Genomic DNA, 22,314 nt, shown 5'->3' on the forward strand with positions numbered 1-22,314 from the left:
TCAAAAAATAAGTAAATTAAATTCCCATTTAAAGTGTCATCATTAATCAGGCCCTCTTGCTCTGCTTTCTCAATATCATCCAGCAGAACGTAAATATCCTTGCAAATCCTGTTCCAGTTTCTGCTGAAAATGAATCGGCTCAATAATTTTCACATAGGGCAACCAGTAACGCACCAAAGGCAACAACTGCATTTCGTGACGAATCTGGCAACTGATCACTAACTCTCCAGTCTCGGCTTCCTGCTCGATCTGCTGTTCTGGAAATAAACGGCGCTCTTTAAAAAAGACCGTGACTTCAGGTTGTACCCTGATTAAGACTTGCTGCTTTTGCTGCCCAAACCAGATGCTGTCTTCATCTGCCAGCATTTTCAGTATTTCAGGATCATGCGCAAAGCTCTCCGCCTTAGAAACCAGCTTGAGCTGTTGCACCTGACTTAAGCGATAAGTGCGCAACTTGTCCTGATCTACGCCCACCAGATACCAGATACCATGATGGTGAATCAAGCGATAAGGCTTAATGATTCGCAATTGATCTGAATATTGCAACTCAACCTGCTGACGTTTATAGATTGCGCTTGCAAGCAACTTGAAATGTTCGGCAAACTGTTTGGCATCTTCAAAATAATAGCCTTTTGCCGAAAATACCTGATTTGCCCGCTCATCCAGCAGTTCACGCATAAAAGACATATCCAACGCCGGATACAACTCACTGATCCCCGAAAGCTGGGCAAAAGTCTGGATATCCTGCAATTTAAACCGCCCTAAATAAGAGGGTTCCAGATAATATCGTTTCTGTTCATCTTGAAGTAAGGGTAAGTAAGAGCCTAGACGATCAAAATCACGCTCAATGGTGCGGGTGCTGACCTGAAATTCTGCAGCTAGCTCTGCAGCCCGGAGTTGATATCCGACGTTTAATTTGGTCAAAATTCTGGCTAAACGCTCTGCAAGACGCTCATGTGTTGAAGCTGGGCGCTTCATAAATCCCCACTTAATACATTCTCATGTACTTATTTATCGCTAGATGTTGAATGATTATACTGAATGCCGATCAATGAATAATATTAGGACAAAGTCTAAGATATTTTTTTGCATCAGATCTTGACCCTTTATTCACCCTAAACATACAAGATCTTATTTGGATTTTCTGGATGCTTTCTTGCTTGAATGACGATTTTGTATTGTTAATCTTTCTATATAACGCTCCAGATGCAGCATCGCCCGATACATTTTATGTAACTCTACCCAGCTGATGGTTCCGCGAATAATCATTTTATGAATACGTCGTAATGCTCTTAAACTATGTTTTGAACTATATGCTGTTGAAATAATTTTCATCTTATTTTCCCTCTCACATTCATGTGAATGTTTAACCATTTGGTCGGAATTATCTATACATGCAATTTACGTGTCATAATTGACAGGTTGTGTCGAACAGTTAACATTTTTTAATTTTTATTCAAGATTTTATATATTTATTTGTAATAATATTTTACTTAAAATTAAAAAAAGCCAGTAAAATTACTGGCTTTTTTTGAATCACTTATCTCGTATTAAATAATTTCAACTACAACTTTACCCACATGCTCTCCAGTATCCATTGTGGCATGGGCATCCTGAATCTGATCGAACTTAAACGTTTTATAGATCATCGGGAGACATTCGCCTTTTGCCCACAATGGTGCAATCTGCTCTTTCAGGCCTTGTGCAATTTCCGCTTTTTCAGCCGTGCTGCGTGCACGCATGGTCGAACCGGTAATGGTCAGACGTTTCATCATGATTTGACCCAGTTTGACTTCTTTGGCCTTGGCACCACCCAAGAAAGCGATATAGACCAGACGTCCATCACGGCGCAACAAATTCAAATTACGCTCTAAATATGGTGCACCGACCATATCTAAAATGACATCGACACCACCATTGTCAGTGGCTTCATTAATAACTTGCTCAAAGTCCTGAGTTTTATAATTAATAGCCGTGGTTAAATCAGAAATAGCCGCAACTTTTTCATCTGAACCGACAGTTGCAAAAGTTTTGATTCCGAGTGATTTACATAACATTAAAGCAGTCGTACCAATCCCGCTCGTTCCACCATGTACCAGTACAGTTTCCCCTGCTTTGGCCTTACCCATCTGGAACACGTTCGCCCATACAGTAAAGAAAGTTTCAGGAATGGCCGCTGCCTGTACAAAACTTACGCCTTCAGGAATATTCAAGGTCTGGCTTTCAGGTATGACGCAATATTCAGCATAACCGCCACCATTGGTCAAACCACAGACTTGATCACCAACTTTAAACTGACTTACATCACTACCAATCGCAACCACCTCACCTGCCACTTCCAGGCCAGGAACTGGCGTTACCCCTTTCGGCATCGGATATAAGCCTTGACGCTGCAGGATATCTGGACGGTTAATACCAAAGGCATGAACTTTCACCAGAACTTCATCTGCTTTAGGTTCAGGTAAAGTCACCGTTTCATAAGCGAGTTTATCGACACCACCTGGTTCTGTAATAATGACTTGCTGCATGGTTTGTTGCGACATGATTTCTTTCCCTAATCTATGCATTTCATATATCTTGGACTTATTTGAACATAGTTAGCATGAGGAATGAAGCTACATCGGACTTATGTATAATCGGGGGACTATTCAGGAAATTGATAATAGGCCAACCATGACCCAAGTGATCGAATATAACGAAAACAATTACAGTGATTTTGAGTGGTTTGAAGGTTTTGCCGTGATTCGCTTTTATGCAGACTGGTGCAAGCCCTGTGTTCAGAATTTTCCGGTCTTTGCCGAACTGGCGACATACTATGCTGAGGTAAATCCTGAAGTTAAATTTGGCAAGATCAATGTGGATCAGTCTCCGATTTTAACCTTGCGCTATAATGCCTATGGTTTGCCTTCTACGCTTATTTTTAGAAATGGAGAAATTATTAAAAGGATTGCAGGCGTGAAAAGTTTAACCGAAATGAAAGCAATTCTGGCCTTAGTCCTCAATGATTCTTATGAATAATTACCCATGTGAAGCCAAATCTAACAAAAATATTTCTTTTAGCTCACTATCTAAATACGGAGCCTTTAATTAACTACGCCCTTTATATTCCTTTACCATTCGATCACTCACATCTTCCGGATAACACAGCGGCGCATATCCGCCTGCACGATTATAAGCACTACGCTTACCACAACGACTACCATTACGTGCAGTATTGTAAGGACACGGACAATTTCCCGGATAATTCTCAATCGACTGCTGGATTATTTTTTGCTTGATTGCTTCAACGCTTTGGCTGCTCTGTTTGGCTTCAGCTCCAAAAGCCACACACAAGCCAGCCAGCAATATTAATTTTTTCATATATTCCTCAAATCTAGGGAGTATTGTATTAATTGACTAGTAAATTGAAAGATCACATTTTGACTAATCGAATGATTTTCATGCAATCAAAATTTAGGCAATAAAAAACCCGCTTTTCAGCGGGTTTCTTCAAATCAGTCCAGTCTTAAAGACGAACCAATTCCACAATCTTCTCAGCAAGTTCTTCAACTGTATCTACGGTTAAAGTCGTGTCTGTACCTTCAGCAGCATCGGTAATCACAACCACACCAGTTTCACGAACCAGTGCAACCTGCTCCGCATTCAAACCTGCTTTAGCAATAGCAACGATCCCTTGCTGAATCAGCAAGCTTTCTAGCGCCTGAGCATTTTCCAAAGCTTTACCAGATACAGTCACCGCAGCAGGTTTTTGACCCAAACGTGCCGCACGTGCTTCTGCAGTGACAGGCTCATCGTGTGCAGACCATTCAACTGATTCTTCCACCATACCAGCACCAATCGTCACGTTATTCAAACGATCGATGAAGATAAACGAACCGGTGAAACGGCTGTCTTGATAACGGTCAAAGACCACTGGTGCATCAAATTCAACAGTCACATTGGCGATTGCATTTAGCTCAAGTTTATCCACCTGAACTTTTTCCAATGTGTTAACGTTGGTACGGTAATGAATTGCCGTTACTTTTGCCGGAACGGTTTGCGTACCAATCTTGATGTTGTACAGCTTACCCAGTACAAGTGGTTGATCTGCCATCCACACAACAGTCGCTTGAACTGAACGGGAAATATTTGGAACAGCTTGATCCGCACGAATTAACACGTTACCACGTGAAATATCAATTTCATCGTTAAGCGTTAAAGTCACTGCCTGACCTGCAACTGCATGCTCAAGATTGCCATCAAAAGTGACAATTTCTTTGACAGTCGATGATTTACCAGAAGGTAATGCTGTTACGGTATCGCCAACATTGATATCGCCAAGTGCGATCGTACCGCAGAAACCACGGAAGTCGAGGTTTGGACGGTTCACGTATTGCACAGGGAAACGGAAATCCTGCTTCGCTGAACTACGGTTAATTTCCACCGATTCAAGTGTACCCATCAGCGTTTCACCAGTGTACCATGGCGTATTGGCTGACTTGTTCACCACGTTATCGCCATTCAATGCAGAAATAGGCGTAAAGATGATATTGCTTGGTTTACGATCGCCCAATTGTGCAACGAATGCCGCATATTCAGCCTGGATTTCATTGAAACGTGTTTCAGAGAATTCCACCAAGTCCATCTTGTTGATCGCAACAATGATGTTCTTGATCCCGAGCAAACTCGCAATAAAGGTATGACGACGTGTCTGGGTTTGCACGCCATAACGTGCATCAATCAAAATGATTGCAAGGTCACACGTCGATGCACCTGTCGCCATGTTACGAGTGTACTGTTCGTGTCCCGGCGTGTCCGCGATGATGAACTTACGCTTTTCTGTCGAAAAATAACGATAGGCCACATCAATGGTAATACCTTGCTCACGCTCTGCTTGCAAACCATCGACCAGAAGTGCCAAATCAGGTGCATCACCTGTCGTACCGACTTTCTTCGAGTCACGGGTCACGGCCTGTAATTGATCTTCATAAATCAATTTTGAATCATACAGCAGACGACCGATTAACGTCGATTTACCATCGTCCACGTTACCGCAAGTCAGGAAACGCAACAGGTCTTTATTTTCATGTTGTTTCAGATAGCCCAAGATATCTTGGCTGATTAAATCAGATTGATGAGACATCGCTCAAAGCTCCACATATTCTTTAGAAATCGGTTTTCAATCCCCCTATATCCCCCTTTATTAAAGAAGGGACTTTCTCCATTTACTTTTAGGAGCTCCCCCCTCTTTCTCAAAGAGGGGGTCAGGGGGAGATTAAATTAGAAGTAGCCTTCCTGCTTCTTCTTCTCCATTGAGCCTGCTTCATCATGGTCAATCATACGACCTTGACGCTCAGAACTGGTTGCCAGTAACATTTCCTGAATAATTTCCGGCAAGGTATTGGCTGTAGATTCCACAGCACCTGTTAATGGATAACAACCCAAAGTACGGAAACGTACCGATTTCATTTGTGGAACTTCACCTTCTTTTAAAGGCATACGTTCATCATCAACCATAATAAGTGTGCCACTACGTTCAACCACAGGACGTTCTGCAGCCAAATAAAGTGGTACTAATGGAATACTTTCCAAATAGATGTATTGCCAGATATCCAGCTCAGTCCAGTTAGATAATGGGAATACACGAATACTTTCGCCCTTGTTCACTTTACCGTTATAAAGATTCCAAAGTTCTGGGCGCTGGTTTTTCGGATCCCAACGATGTTTCGAATCACGGAATGAATAAACACGTTCTTTCGCACGTGATTTTTCTTCATCACGGCGCGCGCCACCAAAAGCAGCATCAAAACCGTATTTATCCAGAGCCTGTTTTAAGCCCTGAGTTTTCATGATGTCGGTATATTTAGAACTACCGTGGTCGAACGGGTTAATACCTGCCTCAACCCCTTCTTTATTCTGATGCACGATCAAATCGAAACCATGGGTTTTCGCCATGTTGTCCCGGAAAGTGATCATGTCTTTAAACTTCCAGCCTGTATCGACATGTAATAATGGAAATGGAAGTTTTGCTGGGTAAAACGCTTTTAGCGCAAGATGCAGCATGACCGCTGAATCTTTACCAATCGAATACAGCATGACCGGATTTTCAAACTCGGCAGCAACTTCGCGGATGATATGAATACTCTCAGCTTCAAGCTGTTTGAGATGAGTAAGTCTTTCCTCATTTAACGACATGGACAACACCAGCTTAGAAAAACGTGTACTTATGACACTTTTGAAAATTTATATTCATTATAATGATTTACTTATCCTATCCATTGCTTGTTTTATGATATTGATATATCAAAAGCTCATATAAAAATTCATCAATAATGAATATCAGTTTTTATGAATCAATGATTTGCACAATTCAAGCGAGGATATTGTATGGTAGAGGTATATATTAACCTTTCGCTAAACCAATAAAATCCTAGAAAAATAATCTAAAGTAGTGATTCTCAAATAGTTGAAAAATTACTAGAGTAAGTTCAATTCTCCCCTTTATATATACTTCGTTTATGCCCTATAGCGCTTTTGATCTCATCACTGTAAAAACCCGTCTGGAACAGGCTCAGCTTGCCGGTTATATTTATCAGCATCAGCAACATATTTTAGTCTTGCAAGAACCCTTCAGTGATGATGGCAAGCCTCTAAATATTTATCTGCAACACGAGCTGACCGCGGATCAAATTGGATTACAGTTTGGTCTGCGTTTGCAAGAAGGTCATTGGGAATTTCTAGTCGGCGTTACTTATAGCAACCAGAACGCAGCTTACGAAATCGGTGCTGGCAACCTCAAAGGTGATCAAAAAGCCTTTAACTTATTATATGCCTTTTATAATTATCCTAAAGCGTTCTATCTGGTGGCATTACCTTTGACGACCAACAGCCAGATTTTGGAGCAAACCTTGCAACAGCAGCTTTTTAAGCAGCCTGATCTCGATTTCCTGAATACTGCAGTCAAGGTCAATCCTATGGGTGAACAGGTTAAATGGATGCAACACTATATTCTGCAACAGACTTTAGATATGAAAGTCCGGATTCAGACTGCCCTGCTTTAAACTTGAACAGAAAAATTTGGAGATACTCAGGTCGATGTATCTCTATACTTTCTCAGGCAAGCAAATACAGAATGCTATGCTATTCAGAATTCCTATTGCCACTATGGCATCACTTGCTCAAACATCCAGTTAACTTATAGTTTATTATTAATTTTAATAGTTCAATAATTATTAAATAATCAATATATTCAATCCTTTTTTATAAGGTTTTTTGTTATTTTTTTACATACAAAATCAACAATTACTGTTATCGTTATATCAATAAAAACTTTCAGACACTTTTCCTAAAAACATAATTATAGAGATAAAAAAATGTGGGAACTGTTTACGCATCCATCAAATATCGTATTTAGTATTAGTCTGAGCCTAATGCTGATGTTTGCTGCACTAGAATGTATTCTATTGTTGCTCGGCGGCGGCTCTCAGCATATCTTTGAACAGTTTTTACCTGAAGATCCCCTGCAACCGGAAATAAGTCCAGATCACTCTCCCGGTGTTTTTAGCAAAGTATTTGACTGGTTATATTTGGGGCGTCTGCCTTTATTTATCTGGCTAATCATTTTTCTGACCAGTTATGGGTTAAGCGGTTTATTGATTCAGGGCATATTTGAGCGCCTGACCAGCCAGCTGTTTAATGTTTGGCTGATTTCTCCGGCCTGCCTGTTTCTGTGTATGCCTGTGGTGCGCTTTCTTGCCATGGCCGCCAGTAAGCTCTTGCCCCAAGATGAAACTTCCGCGATTTACAGTGATGAACTCATCGGACGTACCGCGACCATTATTCTGGGAGATGCCAAAGTGAATTCTCCCGCACAAGCCAAAGTCCGGGATCAACATGGCCAGACTCATTATGTTCTGGTTGAACCAGAAAACAATCAAATTCTAAATCAAGGTCAGAATGTAGTTCTAACCCACAAAACCAAGAACGGCTTTCAAGCCATTGCACTTTAATTTTATTTAGCTAGCACTCAATTGAGACTTTATAACAATGTTAACATTTGATTTATATAATATTTTAATTATTGTGGGAATTATTTTTGTAGCACTGGTGACCTTCGGTCTCATCATTGCACGTTTATACCGTCGTTCAAGCAAGGAAATTTCCTTTGTACGTACCGGTTGGGGTGGAGAAAAAGTGATTTTAGGTGGAGGCGCAATCGTGCTCCCTGTCTTGCATGAAATCATTCCAGTAAATATGAATACCCTACGTCTTGAAGTCCGCCGTGCTGATGATCAGGCACTGATTACCCGTGACCGTATGCGAGTCGATGTCATGGCCGAATTCTATGTCCGAGTCAAACCTACCGCAGATTCAATTGCCACCGCAGCACAAACCCTTGGTCAAAAAACCATGTCACCGAATGAACTAAAAAATCTGGTGGAAGGTAAGTTCGTTGATTCACTGCGCGCAGTGGCTGCAGAAATGGCCATGGAAGAACTGCATGAAAAACGCGTCGATTTCGTACAAAAAGTACAGCAAGTCGTTTCGGAAGATTTACATAAAAATGGTCTGGAGCTTGAAACGGTTTCCCTAACCGGACTGGATCAGACCGGATTTAAATACTTCAACCCGCAAAATGCATTTGATGCTGAAGGTCTGACCAAGCTCACTGAAACCATTGAAGATCGTCGCCGCAAGCGTAACCATATTGAACAGGATACCGATCTGGCGATCAAAACCAAAAATCTGGAAGCTGAACAGGCACGCCTGCAAATTATTCGTGAAGAAGAATATGCCAAACTGCAGCAAGAACGTGAAATTGCCATTCGCCGAGCTGAACAACTGGCTGAAATTGCCGCTCAAGAAGCTGGCAAAAAACGTGAAGCAGAAGAAGCACAAATTGCCGCTGAACGAGAAGTCGAACTCAAGCGTATTTTGGCCGCCCGTGATGTCGAAAATGAAAATATTCAAAAGGCCCAGCTGATTCAAAAAGCACAGGTCGAGCAAAAGAAAACCATTGAACTGGCTGAACAGGATCGCGCCATTGCCATTGCGGAAAAATCACGTGCTGAATCTGAAGCTAAAGCCCAAGCCGATCAGGCGCGTGCACAAGCGGTAAAAGCGGAAGAAGAAGTCATCACCGTACGTCAAATCCAGCAAGCAGAGCGTCAAAAGGCAGTTGAGCTGGTCGCAGCCAAAGAACATGCTGAAAAAGATGCAATTGCCATTACAGTTGCCGCTGAAGCTGGCAAACAAGCGGCAGCAGATGATGCAGAAGCAGTGCGGATTGCGGCTGAGGCGGAAGCAGAAAAAGTCCGCCTTAAAGCCAAGGGCGAAGCGGATGCGAAAATTCTACTGGCTCAGGCAATGGAGAAACAGTATCAGGTGGATGCTGAAGGTACACGTGCGGTCAATGAAGCCAATAACGTCCTGTCACCTGAACAGGTCGAAATGCAGATTCGTCTGGCCATGCTGAAATACTTGCCTGAAATTATCAGAGAAAGTGTCAAGCCAATGGAGAATATTGATGATATCAAGATTCTCCAGGTGAATGGCCTACATGGCGGTCATGCCGGTGCCTGTCAGGCAGATGCCCATCATGAGAATAGTAATGTTGCTCTTTCAGATCAGGTGGTGAATAGCGCCCTGCGTTATCGTAGCCAGGCACCGCTCATTGACAGCCTGATGAGTGAGCTCGGTATTCAGGGTGGAGATATTAATGGGATGACCCAAAGCCTTAAAGCTAAAACTTAAAAATAGACTGAGATATAAAAAAGCTCCCATCTGGGAGCTTTTTTATTAAAGGTCTAATGTGAATATCAAACTAAACCTTTATCTTTTAATACTTGCAGCATGGTTGAACCAAGTTCGGCTGGACTACGTGTATACGCCATACCCGCACGCTCAAAGGCAGCAAACTTTTCTTCTGCTGTGCCCTTACCACCTGAAATAATCGCACCTGCGTGACCCATACGTTTGCCTTTAGGTGCAGTCACACCCGCAATATAACCAACAACTGGCTTAGTCACATTCGATTGAATATATTCCGCAGCTTCTTCTTCCGCAGTACCGCCAATCTCACCAATCATAATGATAGCTTCAGTTTGTGGATCTTCCTGGAACAGTTTCAAGCAGTCAATCTGGTTCATGCCCGGAATCGGGTCACCACCAATACCAATACAGGTCGACTGACCTAAACCAAGTTTTGTGGTTTGTGCCACGGCTTCATACGTCAATGTGCCTGAACGCGAAATGATCCCGATTTTACCCGGCTGATGAATATGCCCCGGCATGATCCCGATCTTACATTCACCCGGCGTAATAATACCCGGACAGTTTGGTCCGATCAGACGTGTGCCATTACCATTGGTTTCCAGATAACGCTTGGCTTTGAGCATATCGATGGTCGGTACACCTTCAGTAATCACCACAATTAACTCAATGCCAGAATCAACCGCTTCAACAATAGAATCCAGTACAAAGGGTGCCGGAACATAAATCACCGAAGCATCTGCACCCGTTTCTTTCACCGCTTCACGCATGGTATTAAATACAGGCAATTCTAGATGGGTTTGACCACCTTTACCTGGGGTTACACCACCCACAACTTTGGTACCATAGGCCAAAGCCTGTTCAGAATGGAATGTGCCGTTTTTGCCTGTAAAGCCCTGTACCAATACTTTAGTGTCTTTATTAACTAATACGCTCATGTTAGATACTCCTTAAGCTTTTACAGCAGCAACGATTTTTTCTGCAGCATCAGCAAGACCATGTGCAGAAATCAATTTTAAACCTGATTCATCCAGTAATTTTGCGCCCAGTTCCGCATTATTGCCTTCGAGGCGAACAACTACGGGAACGGTCACATTTACTTCCTGAACCGCTGCAATAATTGCTTCAGCAATCATGTCACAACGTACAATTCCACCAAAAATATTGATTAATACACCTTGAACAGAATTATCTGCCAAGATAATTTTAAAGGCTTCAATCACGCGCTCTTTGGTTGCACCACCACCAACATCCAGGAAGTTGGCTGGTTGACCGCCATAAAGCTTGATAATATCCATGGTTGCCATGGCAAGACCGGCACCATTGACCATACAACCAATGTTACCCTCTAAAGCCACATAGTTCAGATCAAACTCAGACGCTTTTAACTCACGTTCATTTTCCTGAGACTTATCACGCAGTGCAGCGACTTCAGGTAAACGATATAGTGCATTCGAATCAATTCCGATTTTGGCATCGACACAGAGAATGTCGCCATTTTCACGCACAGACAACGGATTGATTTCAAAAAGTGCAAAATCATTGTCTACAAATGCCTGATAAGCAGCCGTCATGACTTTAACAAACTGATTGATTTGTCCATCTTTGAGTTTAAGTGCAAAAGCAACTTCACGCGCCTGAAATGGCACTAGACCAACTAAAGGATCAACTTCAACTTTAATGATTTTTTCAGGAGTTTCTTCGGCCACTTTCTCAATTTCAACACCACCCTCAGTCGATGCCATAAAAGTGATGCGGCGAGTCGAGCGATCCACTACAGCGCCCAAGTACAGCTCGCGCTCAACCGGATAAACATCCTCAGAGACCAAAATGCTATTGACCGGCTGACCATTGGCATCAGTCTGATAAGTCACCAAGCGTGAACCAATAATCTGGTTGGCATATTCAGCAGCCTCAGTAGCCGATTTCACTACTTTTACCCCACCAGCCTTACCCCGGCCACCCGCATGCACCTGTGCTTTCAATACTGCAAACTTTCCACCCAACTGCTCGAAAGCATGCACCGTTTCATCGGCATTGGTGGCAAGTATCCCTTCCTGTACAGGCATACCATATTTTTTTAATAGCGCTTTTGCTTGATACTCATGTAAATTCATTGAATAACCTTTTATTACTTCTTTGCCTTGTTATAACCCACTAGCACCCAGACGTCCGTCAAAGCAGTACCAGCATTTCTTAAAATCGTTATCTTTATTTTTAGATGATTGTTCCAATAAAAACAACCATGAAATGTAAAAAGAGCGACCTAAGTCGCTCTTTTTTCGAATTACTTACGCTTACGTTGGATCGCGTGAATCGCACGCCCATCAACTGCAAGTGCAGCTTCATGTACCACTTCAGAGAATGTCGGGTGACCGAAAGTCATCAACTGAAGATCTTCAACTGAAGATACAAACTCAAGCGCGATCATACCTTGGTGAACGATATCAGACGCAGCAGGTCCAATCACGTGCATACCGAGTAAACGATCCGTTTTTGCATCAGCAACAAACTTCACGAAACCGGCACCTTCACCCGCAGCTAAAGCACGACCGTTCACCGCAAAACCGAATTGACCCGTTTTAACTTCGTGACCTTTTTCAGTCGCTTGCTGTTCTGTTAAACCTACCCACGCCGCTTCCGGATGTGTGTAAATTACAGAAATAATGGTGTCATAGTTCACTTGTGCAGCATGACCGTGAATACGCTCAACCGCCATTACGCCTTCTTCCATTGCTTTATGCGCAAGCATTGGACCACGTACCAAGTCACCAATTGCGTATACGCCTTCAACTGAAGTTGCACACCAATCGTTGACTTCAACCAAACCGCGTTCAGTCAATTTAATGCCTGAATCATCAGCCAATAAACCTTCAGCATATGCGCGACGACCGACACAAACGATCAATTTATCGAAAGTTTCAGTTTTGTCTTCACCAGCTTGGTTATATTTAACCGTTACTTCACGACCATTGATTTCAGTACCTGCAACTTTTGCACCGATACGGATATCCATACCTTGCTTAGTCAACAGTTTTTGGAAGTCTTTTGCCAATGCTTTATCAGCCATTGGTAAGAATGCATCCATTGCTTCAAATACAACAACTTCAGCACCAAGACGACGCCATACAGAACCAAGCTCAAGACCGATCACGCCCGCACCAATTACACCTAAACGCTTAGGTACTTCTGGGAATTCAAGCGCGCCAGTAGAATCAACAATTAAGTCTTGATCTACAGGAGCCACTGGAATATTTACTGGTACAGAACCCGTCGCAAGAATCACATATTTAGGCTCTAAAACTTGAGTTTCACCTTCGTGAGAAACAAATTCTACTTTTTTACCTGCAAGCAGTTTACCCGTACCTTTTAACCACTCGATGCCATTACCTTTAAGTAACTGATCGATACCGCCAGTCAATTGATCTACAACTTTGTCTTTACGAGCCAGCATTTTAGAAAGATCGAATTTAACTTCACCAGTCGTAATACCATGGTCATCTAGATGTTGAACTGTATCTTCATAACGATGTGAAGAATCAAGTAAAGCTTTAGACGGGATACAACCGACGTTTAAGCAAGTACCACCTAAAGATGGTTTACCTTTATGAATACGTTTTTCGATACACGCAACTTTAAAACCAAGTTGAGCTGCACGAATTGCTGCTTCGTAGCCGCCCGGGCCACCACCAATTACGACTAAATCGAATTGAGACATGTTTATCTCCAACTAATCCCCCTTATTAATCCCCCTTTTCCAAAGGGGGATCTTCCCCTCTTTTTAAAGAGGGGTTAGGGGAGATTTTTAATGAATAAATTACAGATCAAGGATCAGACGCGCTGGCTCTTCTAACAATTCTTTGATTGTTACAAGGAAACCGACTGCTTCTTTACCATCGATTAAACGGTGGTCATAAGACAGTGCAAGGTACATCATTGGCAAGATTTCTACTTGACCATTCACCGCCATCGGACGTTCCTGGATTTTATGCATACCCAGAATCGCAGTTTGTGGCGTATTTAGAATTGGTGTAGAAAGCAATGAACCAAAAGTACCACCATTAGTAATAGTGAATGTACCGCCAGTCATGTCTTCGATGCCCAGCTTACCGTCACGTGCCTTGCCAGCATATGCACGGATGCCATTTTCAACTTCAGCATAGTTCATGCGGTCTGTATCACGAAGTACAGGAACCACTAGACCACGTTCAGATGAAACTGCAACACCGATGTCATAGTAACCGTGATACACGATGTCATCACCATCAATTGAAGCATTTACCGCTGGATAGCGTTTAAGCGCTTCAGTTGCTGCTTTAACGAAGAATGACATGAAGCCAAGACGCGCACCATGACGCTTCTCGAATGCATCTTTGTATTGAGCACGCATTTCCATGATTGGTTTCATGTTCACTTCGTTGAACGTAGTCAACATTGCAGTTTCTTGAGTTGCTGCAAGTAAACGTTCAGCAACACGCTTACGAAGACGAGTCATAGGAACACGTTTTTCGATACGCTCGCCCACTGCAACGCTTAATGGTTGCGCAGCAGGTGCTGCCGGTTTCGCCTGATGATTTGCCACATCTTCTTTCGTGATGCGACCGCCACGGCCTGTACCTGCAACATCAGCAGCTGCAACACCAGATTCAGTCAATGCTTTACGCACTGCTGGAGCCTGGTCCTGTACTTGTTGACGTTCAACGATCGGTGCATTACCCGCTTCAGTTTGCGCAGCAGCTTGTTCAACTTTTTCTTCAGACTGAACTGCTTGAGTTTGCGTAGCGCCAGAAACAGCACCTTCTTCAAACTGTGCAATGACTTCAGCTGAAAGAACAGTATCACCTTCACCTTTAATGATAGATGCAAGTGTACCGTCTGCAGGAGCAACAACTTCTAAAACAACTTTATCAGTCTCAATATCGCAGATCACTTCATCACGTGACACTGCTTCACCTGGTTGTTTGTGCCAAGTTGCGATCGTACCGTCCGCAACTGACTCTGGGAATACCGGTGCTTTAATTTCGGTTGCCATTACTTAGAATCTCCTGGATTATTCAGCGTCGATCGCAAGCGCGTCGTTGATGAGCTGAGCTTGTTGTTTTGCATGCAAATATGGTGAACCACATGCCGGTGCAGCAGAAGCTTCACGGCCTGCATAGCTAATACGTACTTGTTTACCCGCTTTCATCACATCGTCATACAGACGCGGTGCGATGAACAACCAAGCACCTTGGTTCTTCGGTTCTTCTTGCGCCCAAACGAGTTCTTTAACGTTTGGATATTGCGCAAGCACTTCTGCCAGGCGTTTTTCTGGGTATGGATATAATTGTTCAATACGTACAATTGCAGTGTTGTTCAATTCTTTTTCACGACGTTTTTCAACTAGGTCGTAATACACCTTACCACCACACAGAACCAGACGGGTTACATCTGACTTGTTGATGTTGTCTACTTCATCAATCACGGTTTGGAATGTACCGTTTGCAAGCTCTTCAAGGCTAGATACAGCAAGCTTGTGACGAAGTAAAGATTTTGGCGAAGTAACAATCAATGGCTTACGGATTGGACGAATCGCTTGACGACGTAATGCGTGGAAAATCTGCGCAGGCGTAGTCGGTGTGATGACTTGCATGTTGTCTTCAGCACATAGCTGCAAGAAACGTTCCAAACGTGCAGATGAATGTTCTGGACCTTGACCTTCAAAACCGTGTGGAAGAAGCATAGTTAAGCCACATACACGCTCCCATTTGGTTTCACCAGATGAGATGAACTGGTCAATGACAACCTGTGCACAGTTTGCGAAGTCACCGAATTGTGCTTCCCAGATGATCAAACTCTTAGGAAGAGTCGTCGCATAACCATATTCAAATGCCAATACAGCCATTTCTGACAACAAAGAGTCATAGATTGCAGTACGCGGCTGGTTTTCTTTCAGGTTACACAGTGGAAGATAAGTTGAACCATCTACTTGATTATGCAGTTTTGCATGACGGTGTGAGAAAGTACCACGACCTACGTCTTCACCCGTTAAACGAAGCAAGTAACCATCATCTAGTACAGTTGCATACGCCAGAGTTTCAGCAGCACCCCAGTTCAGAGGCATTTCACCCGTTTGCATTTTCAGACGGTCATCAATTACTTTTGCAACTTGACGCTGCATTACGAAGCCTTCAGGAAGCTCACGCATTTTCTTGCCAAGCTCTTTTAGACGTTCGATTGGGAAAGTTGTATCCCACTCGTCTGTGTACTCATGACCTAAGTAAGGAGTCCAATCCACAAACATTTTTTTGTTTGGTTCAAGTACCAGTGCATTGGCAACGTGATTACCCGCTTCCAGGTCTGCACGGTAGTTTTCAACCATTTGATCTGCACTTGCGCGATCAAGAACACCCTGTTGTACCAATTGATCCGCATAAAGCGTACGCGTAGTCGCTTTCTTGTTAATCACTTGATACATCATTGGTTGAGTTGCAGCTGGCTCATCCGCTTCGTTATGACCACGACGACGGTAGCAGAACATGTCAATCACAACGTCTTTACGGAAGGTATGACGGAAGTCATGTGCCAATTGTGAAATGAACACCACAGCTTCAGGATCATCACCATTCACATGGAAGATCGGTGCCTGAATCATTTTTGCGATGTCAGTACAGTATTCTGTAGAACGTGCGTCACGTGGATCAGACGTCGTGAAACCAACCTGGTTGTTAATTACAATGTGCACTGTACCACCCACGGTATAACCGCGAGTTTGTGACATCTGGAAAGTTTCCTGGTTAACGCCCTGACCTGCAAATGCAGCATCACCATGTACGATTAATGGCAATACGTCATCGCCGCCAATGTCTTTACGACGTACTTGACGTGCACGTACTGAACCTTCAACCACAGGGCCAACGATTTCAAGGTGTGACGGGTTAAACGCCAATGCCAAGTGAACTTCGCCACCTGGAGTCATCACGTTTGAAGAGAAGCCTTGGTGATACTTAACGTCACCAGAACCTTTCTTGTGAATAGACTTACCTTCGAACTCACCAAACAGGTCAGCCGGGTTCTTACCCATGATGTTAACCAGAAGGTTCAGACGGCCGCGGTGAGGCATACCGATCACAACTTCTTTACAGCCTACAGAACCTGCACGCTGAATAATTTCGTTGACCATCGGGATGAATGCTTCACCACCTTCAACGCCGAAACGTTTGGCACCAACGAATTTATTACCAAGATATTTTTCTAGGCCTTCAGCCGCAGTTAAACGCTCAAGGACATGTTTCTTTTGATCAGCATTGAAGCCATATTGACCGCGTGCACTTTCTAGACGTTGTTGAATCCAACGTTTTTCTTTGGTGTCCACGATGTGCATGTATTCAGCACCGATTGAACCACAGTAAGTAGCTTCCATTGACTGAACCATTTCAGCCAAAGTCGCTTCTTCTTTACCGATCGCCAGGTTACCAGTATTGAATACTGTGTCTAAGTCAGACTGAGTCAAACCATGCGCAGCAAGATCTAGATCAGGCACAACTTCACGCTTCGCCAAACCTAATGGATCCAGTTTTGCTTTCTGGTGGCCACGGTTACGGTACGCAGCAATCAGCTGTAGCACGCCAATTTGACGACGTTCATGCTCTGAGCTGACTGTCGACTGAACAATAGGCTGAATACGGCTTGAATTGCGACCTAAAAGTAGGAATTGCTCACGTACATTACTGTGTGGTTGATCACCTTTTGGGAATTTATCGAAGTACGCTCTCCAGTCAGCACCCACTGAGTCTGGAGCAGTCAGATACTGCTCATAAAGTTCTTCAATATACGCTGCACTATCAGCGGAAAGTTCAGTGTCAAGACGCAGAGCGTCAGCAACTTCTTGCATTTGTGGACCCATTTCCTATTGCAAAAACATTTTCAGGATGCTTTTTAAGCAAAACCCAGGATTATTAGCATCAAATTGGTAATATGATACTAGTCCCCCATAAGGCATAAGCCATGAGGCGTTATCACCACACCAAGAAAATCTTGATATGTTTAATGAACAATAACGCCCCTCAGCGGCATCATCACTCATTGAATACCCGATCGAAACCGGGCAATTTTTTGCAAATCGACTTAGAAAAAACCAAGCATTAACAAAGATTTTTTCTAAAGCGACTCGGGTCTACCTTTATATACCAGTCCCTGATTATGCAGTGTTTAAAAAATGTACCTGGCGTGGCATTTTTTAAACATAGTCATGGGCTAAATGCTAACATGATCTCAACTTTTCAATTGATTTTTTTGACACATACCTCCCATAAATTGGCTAAATACAGTTCAGATATTTTACTCTAATATATGGTGCTTTATCTCAAAAATAGATTCAATGTAGACTTAAGTCCTAAGCATTTCCGATAAATAAAAAGAGAGCAAACCTTTCAATCCACTCCCTCCTTAAATTTCCGTTATATAATAACATCGTTCTTGCTATTTTTCAGGTCAGTTTTACATCTAAAAATCATAAATACCCAAAATAATCACATGTTCTTCTTATATGGCGCTCAAAGCCCTTACCCTTTTCCTGACTGTTTCACTCAACTTTATACATTTTAAGTATAATATCTTTATTTTTATCTTATGATTTTCTAATTTTTCCAATAGTTTGCATAAAAAAAGCACACCTGAAGGTGTGCTTTTTTCTAAACTGCAAAGAGCAGCCTATTAGCCTGCCATATCTAAAAGCATATTACGGATGTGACCGATTGCTTTAGTTGGATTCAAGCCTTTAGGACATACAGATACACAGTTCATGATGCCTTTACAACGGAACAATGAGAACGGGTCGTCTAGACGAGCCAAACGCTCTTGCGTTCCAGTATCACGCGAGTCAATGATGAAGCGGTAAGCGTTCAACAATGCTGAAGGGCCCAAGAACTTGTCCGGGTTCCACCAGAATGACGGGCATGAAGTTGAACAGCATGCACAAAGAATACACTCATACAGACCATCAAGATGCTCACGCTCTTCAGGAGACTGTAAACGTTCCTTAGGAGGCGCAGGCTGGTTGTTGATCAAGAATGGATGGATCTTGTTGTACTGATCATAGAACTGGTTCATGTCAACCACTAGGTCTTTCACTACAGGAAGACCAGGCAATGGACGAACAGTAATTTCATTTGGTAAGTCGTTCAGGTTCCAAAGACACGCCAAACCGTTTTTACCATTGATGTTCACGCCATCAGAACCACAAATACCTTCACGACATGAACGACGGAACGTTAAAGTCTCGTCCTGTACTTTCAATGCAAGAAGTGCGTCAAGCAACATACGGTGCTTATCAGTCAGTTCAAGTTTGAAAGTTTGCATGTACGGTGCTTTATCCTTGTCAGGATCGTAGCGGTAGATATGAAATGTACGAGTACCTCTACTCATCTGAATTCTCCTGATTAGAATGTACGTGGTTTAGGTGGAATCGCGTCAACCGACAATGGACGGTAACGAACTGGCTTGTACTCTAGACGGTTATCCGCAGAGAACCATAAAGTGTGCTTCATCCACTCATCATCACGACGACCATATGGGTATTCAGCATGGTCTGGAGACTCTTCAAAGTCTACAACCGTATGTGCACCACGGCATTCTTTACGAGCAGCAGCTGAAATAAGCGTTGCTTTCGCAACTTCATACAAGTTTTCAACTTCAAGCGCTTCAATACGTGCAGTGTTGAATACTTTAGATTTGTCTTTCAAGTGAATATTGCGTACGCGCGGTTCAATTGCAAGAATCTGCTTCACACCTTCGTCTAGAAGCGCAGATGTACGGAATACACCAGCGTGGTCTTGAACGATGTCACGGATTGCATCAGCAACGTCTTGAGCATTCTCACCTGTAGTCGATTCGTCAAGTTTACGAATACGTTCAACAGTTTCTTGAAGCACAGTTGTTGGAAGTGGCTCATATTCGCCATCGTGCTGTTTAGTCACATATTCAATGATATGTTGACCAGCAGCCTTACCAAATACAACCAAGTCAAGCAATGAGTTCGTACCTAGACGGTTCGCACCGTGTACAGATACACATGAACATTCACCGATTGCATAGAAGCCTTTTACTGGCTTAGCAAAGTCACGACCTTCGGCATTTGTAGAGTAAACGTCGGTGTCTTTATTGTAGTTAGCAACAAGCGCTTCAGTTTCACGAGACTCAGGAACAACCACTTGACCATGAATATTCGTTGGAATACCACCCATTTGGTAATGAATTGTTGGTACTACAGGAATTGGCTCTTTAGTGATGTCAACGTTCGCGAATTTCTTACCAATCTCGAATACAGATGGAAGACGTTTCATGATCGTGTCAGCACCCAAGTGCGTCATATCAAGCAGGATGTAATCGCCTTTAGGACCACAACCACGACCTTCTTTGATCTCTTGGTCCATAGAACGTGATACGAAGTCACGTGGCGCCAAGTCTTTCAAAGTTGGTGCATAACGTTCCATGAACGGTTCGCCGTCTTTGTTACGAAGGATTGCACCTTCACCACGACAACCTTCAGTCAACAATACGCCTGCGCCCGCAACACCCGTTGGGTGGAATTGCCAGAATTCCATATCTTGTAATGGAATACCTGCACGAGCAGCCATACCAAGACCGTCACCAGTGTTGATATAAGCGTTTGTAGATGCACGGTAAACACGACCAGCACCACCAGTAGCGAACAAAGTCGCTTTTGCTTGGAATACTGCAATTTTACCAGTTTCCTGATCAATTGCTGTAACACCTAGAACGTCGCCTTTTTCGTTACGGATCAGGTCAAGCGCAATCCATTCTACGAAGAACTGAGTGCCCATTTTCACGTTGCTTTGATAAAGTGTGTGAAGAAGTGCGTGACCGGTACGGTCGGCAGCAGCACATGCACGTGGCACAGCTTTTTCACCGTAGTTTGCTGAGTGACCACCAAATGGACGTTGGTAAATTGTACCATCAGCATTACGGTCGAATGGCATACCCAGGTGTTCAAGTTCATAAACCACTTGAGGCGCTTCACGAGTCATGAACTCGATTGCATCTTGGTCACCTAACCAGTCCGAACCTTTTACAGTGTCGTAGAAGTGGTAGTGCCAGTTATCTTCTTGCATGTTACCAAGAGATGCACCAATACCACCCTGCGCTGCAACAGTGTGCGAACGAGTTGGGAATACTTTAGTCAGAACCGCAACTTTCAAACCAGCTTGAGCAAGTTGGTAAGACGCACGCATACCTGAACCACCACCACCAACGATGACAGCATCGAAAGTTTCGTGCGGAATATTTGTGTAATCTTCTTTAGGGTTTATAGCGCCCATGATTGTTTCCTATCAATTCGCCCAAAAAATCTGGATCGCCCAGATTGCATATGCAAGTACAGCAATGATCACTGCTGAAGTCAGTACAAGGCGTAAACCTGAAGCTGAAGGACCCATTTGACGAGTAGTCACATAATCCGTGAATACCTGCCACATGCCGATCCATGCGTGTGCAACAAGAGATAAGACCGCCAACAAAGACATGATCTTCATTGGAACTGTCATCATAAAGCCGTACCACTGTTCAAAGTTGAAACCACCATTCAGTAGAATCCAACCCAGTACAACAACGGTATAAACAGCTAGAACTACAGCACTGACACGTTGGAGAAACCAATCGCGAGAACCTGAACCTGTTAAACCAGTAGCGCTTTTCATTAGAGTACGATCCATACAAATGCTGCAACAATACCGATTGCAGACAAGATTAATGCGATAGTAGATGCAACACGGCCACTTTCTAGTTCTTCAGCAACGCCAATGTCAGCAAGTAAATGCTTAACACCCGCAATAAAGTGAAAAATCATGCCGGCGACAAATACCCATACAATAAAGCGAACAATGAAACCGTTAAAGATTTCTTGAACTTGCGCAAAACCTTCAGGCGAAGACAATGACTTGTCTAAAATCCATAGAAGGACCGGTACGAGTAAGAATACGATAACACCTGAAAGACGGTGTAGAATTGATGCAATAGCCACGGGTGATTTTAAGTTTACTTCTAAAACTTGACCCATGGACAAATTGACAGGTCTGTTGCTTTTCACAGCGGGCATCCTGTAAGTAAAAACTCCATCCGGAGTTTGTTGGAATTAATTCGAAGGAAAGCTGGCATTCTTAGGCAAATACATGCCTAAAATCAAAACGACACTGAATTATAAAACGTGAACTATTAAAATACAAACGGCTGAATTTGGCTTTTTGGATAAAAAACTATTAAATAAGAATCATTAACAACAATAAGTCGGGCTTAATATATTATTCCGCCCTTTCAATTCCTATCTATATGATTGTTTTTAAATAATTAAGATGATCAATTCACTCGGTTTTAAGCCTGCAGGACCATGTTTGAGTTTTAGACTAAAGACGCACAGTTCCATCACAAATATTATTTAAATCTCTTTTTAATTCAGATTTAAATCAAGCGCCTATATTTAACAGATCACTTGCCCCAATTCAGCAGCAGCACAGTGATTCAGATAACCTGATGTTAAATAGCGACTTAGTGCATCAGATGATGGGTTTT

The 22,314-nt window shown here is 43.0% G+C and carries 19 protein-coding genes; 4 read left to right on the forward strand and 15 right to left on the reverse strand.

Features of this window, described 5'->3' with window-relative positions:
• Positions 1 to 75: 75 nt before the first annotated feature.
• From AC1IR0_RS01585 to AC1IR0_RS01595, 3 genes are all read right to left on the reverse strand, one after another.
• The gene (locus tag AC1IR0_RS01585) at positions 76 to 978 is read right to left on the reverse strand and encodes a helix-turn-helix transcriptional regulator (RefSeq protein ID WP_071850596.1); all 903 of its coding nucleotides are present in this window, start codon (positions 976 to 978) and stop codon (positions 76 to 78) included.
• Between the two features lie 153 nt (positions 979 to 1,131).
• On the reverse strand, positions 1,132 to 1,335 hold the full coding sequence (locus AC1IR0_RS01590; protein WP_004646307.1) for a hypothetical protein: 204 nt from the start codon (positions 1,333 to 1,335) through the stop codon (positions 1,132 to 1,134).
• 215 nt (positions 1,336 to 1,550) lie between these two features.
• The gene (locus tag AC1IR0_RS01595) at positions 1,551 to 2,543 is read right to left on the reverse strand and encodes an NAD(P)H-quinone oxidoreductase (RefSeq protein WP_004646306.1); all 993 of its coding nucleotides are present in this window, start codon (positions 2,541 to 2,543) and stop codon (positions 1,551 to 1,553) included.
• Between the two features lie 130 nt (positions 2,544 to 2,673).
• Between AC1IR0_RS01595 and AC1IR0_RS01600 the strand changes: the two genes are divergently transcribed.
• Complete coding sequence (locus AC1IR0_RS01600) at positions 2,674 to 3,018, forward strand: thioredoxin family protein (protein ID WP_004646305.1); 345 nt, start codon at positions 2,674 to 2,676, stop codon at positions 3,016 to 3,018.
• Positions 3,019 to 3,087: 69 nt separating this feature from the next.
• Here AC1IR0_RS01600 and AC1IR0_RS01605 read toward each other — a convergent pair whose 3' ends face one another.
• From AC1IR0_RS01605 to cysD, 3 genes are all read right to left on the reverse strand, one after another.
• Positions 3,088 to 3,360 carry a hypothetical protein gene (locus AC1IR0_RS01605; protein WP_044111600.1) on the reverse strand — a complete coding sequence of 91 codons (273 nt, stop codon included), beginning with the start codon at positions 3,358 to 3,360 and terminating at the stop codon, positions 3,088 to 3,090.
• A 145-nt stretch (positions 3,361 to 3,505) separates the two neighbouring features.
• On the reverse strand, positions 3,506 to 5,122 hold the full coding sequence (gene cysN / locus AC1IR0_RS01610) for a sulfate adenylyltransferase subunit CysN (RefSeq protein WP_004279461.1): 1,617 nt from the start codon (positions 5,120 to 5,122) through the stop codon (positions 3,506 to 3,508).
• A gap of 137 nt (positions 5,123 to 5,259) precedes the next feature.
• Positions 5,260 to 6,174 (reverse strand): sulfate adenylyltransferase subunit CysD, encoded by a 915-nt coding sequence (gene cysD / locus AC1IR0_RS01615; protein ID WP_004730252.1) that lies wholly within the window; start codon positions 6,172 to 6,174, stop codon positions 5,260 to 5,262.
• A gap of 323 nt (positions 6,175 to 6,497) precedes the next feature.
• Here cysD and AC1IR0_RS01620 point away from each other — a divergent pair, with 323 nt between their 5' ends.
• From AC1IR0_RS01620 to AC1IR0_RS01630, 3 genes are all read left to right on the forward strand, one after another.
• A complete protein-coding gene (locus tag AC1IR0_RS01620) occupies positions 6,498 to 7,040 on the forward strand; it encodes a hypothetical protein (protein ID WP_086044008.1) in 543 nt (180 codons plus the stop codon).
• 312 nt (positions 7,041 to 7,352) lie between these two features.
• Positions 7,353 to 7,988 carry a YqiJ family protein gene (locus AC1IR0_RS01625; protein ID WP_409653349.1) on the forward strand — a complete coding sequence of 212 codons (636 nt, stop codon included), beginning with the start codon at positions 7,353 to 7,355 and terminating at the stop codon, positions 7,986 to 7,988.
• A gap of 37 nt (positions 7,989 to 8,025) precedes the next feature.
• Positions 8,026 to 9,732 carry a flotillin family protein gene (locus AC1IR0_RS01630; protein WP_409653351.1) on the forward strand — a complete coding sequence of 569 codons (1,707 nt, stop codon included), beginning with the start codon at positions 8,026 to 8,028 and terminating at the stop codon, positions 9,730 to 9,732.
• A 65-nt stretch (positions 9,733 to 9,797) separates the two neighbouring features.
• Here the strand turns inward: AC1IR0_RS01630 and sucD are convergent, their stop codons facing one another.
• The 9 genes from sucD to sdhC form a co-directional block, all read right to left on the reverse strand.
• A complete protein-coding gene (sucD, locus tag AC1IR0_RS01635; RefSeq protein ID WP_004646291.1) occupies positions 9,798 to 10,688 on the reverse strand; it encodes a succinate--CoA ligase subunit alpha in 891 nt (296 codons plus the stop codon).
• Between the two features lie 12 nt (positions 10,689 to 10,700).
• Positions 10,701 to 11,867, reverse strand: a complete 1,167-nt coding sequence (gene sucC, locus AC1IR0_RS01640; RefSeq protein WP_409666411.1) for an ADP-forming succinate--CoA ligase subunit beta — start codon at positions 11,865 to 11,867, stop codon at positions 10,701 to 10,703.
• A 170-nt stretch (positions 11,868 to 12,037) separates the two neighbouring features.
• Complete coding sequence (gene lpdA / locus AC1IR0_RS01645) at positions 12,038 to 13,468, reverse strand: dihydrolipoyl dehydrogenase (protein ID WP_004279436.1); 1,431 nt, start codon at positions 13,466 to 13,468, stop codon at positions 12,038 to 12,040.
• A gap of 99 nt (positions 13,469 to 13,567) precedes the next feature.
• Positions 13,568 to 14,782, reverse strand: a complete 1,215-nt coding sequence (gene odhB, locus AC1IR0_RS01650) for a 2-oxoglutarate dehydrogenase complex dihydrolipoyllysine-residue succinyltransferase (RefSeq protein WP_004279435.1) — start codon at positions 14,780 to 14,782, stop codon at positions 13,568 to 13,570.
• 18 nt (positions 14,783 to 14,800) lie between these two features.
• Positions 14,801 to 17,623, reverse strand: a complete 2,823-nt coding sequence (locus AC1IR0_RS01655; RefSeq protein ID WP_004279434.1) for a 2-oxoglutarate dehydrogenase E1 component — start codon at positions 17,621 to 17,623, stop codon at positions 14,801 to 14,803.
• 821 nt (positions 17,624 to 18,444) lie between these two features.
• On the reverse strand, positions 18,445 to 19,155 hold the full coding sequence (locus AC1IR0_RS01660) for a succinate dehydrogenase iron-sulfur subunit (protein WP_004279433.1): 711 nt from the start codon (positions 19,153 to 19,155) through the stop codon (positions 18,445 to 18,447).
• Positions 19,156 to 19,169: 14 nt separating this feature from the next.
• Complete coding sequence (locus AC1IR0_RS01665) at positions 19,170 to 21,068, reverse strand: FAD-binding protein (RefSeq protein WP_004646289.1); 1,899 nt, start codon at positions 21,066 to 21,068, stop codon at positions 19,170 to 19,172.
• Between the two features lie 12 nt (positions 21,069 to 21,080).
• Positions 21,081 to 21,446, reverse strand: a complete 366-nt coding sequence (gene sdhD / locus AC1IR0_RS01670; RefSeq protein WP_004279431.1) for a succinate dehydrogenase, hydrophobic membrane anchor protein — start codon at positions 21,444 to 21,446, stop codon at positions 21,081 to 21,083.
• Positions 21,446 to 21,844, reverse strand: coding sequence for a succinate dehydrogenase, cytochrome b556 subunit (sdhC, locus tag AC1IR0_RS01675; protein ID WP_004279430.1), 399 nt, complete (start codon positions 21,842 to 21,844; stop codon positions 21,446 to 21,448). Before sdhC ends, sdhD begins: the two co-directional genes overlap by 1 nt.
• Positions 21,845 to 22,314: the final 470 nt, after the last annotated feature.

It is taken from the genome of Acinetobacter sp. 129952, from assembly GCF_056642055.1.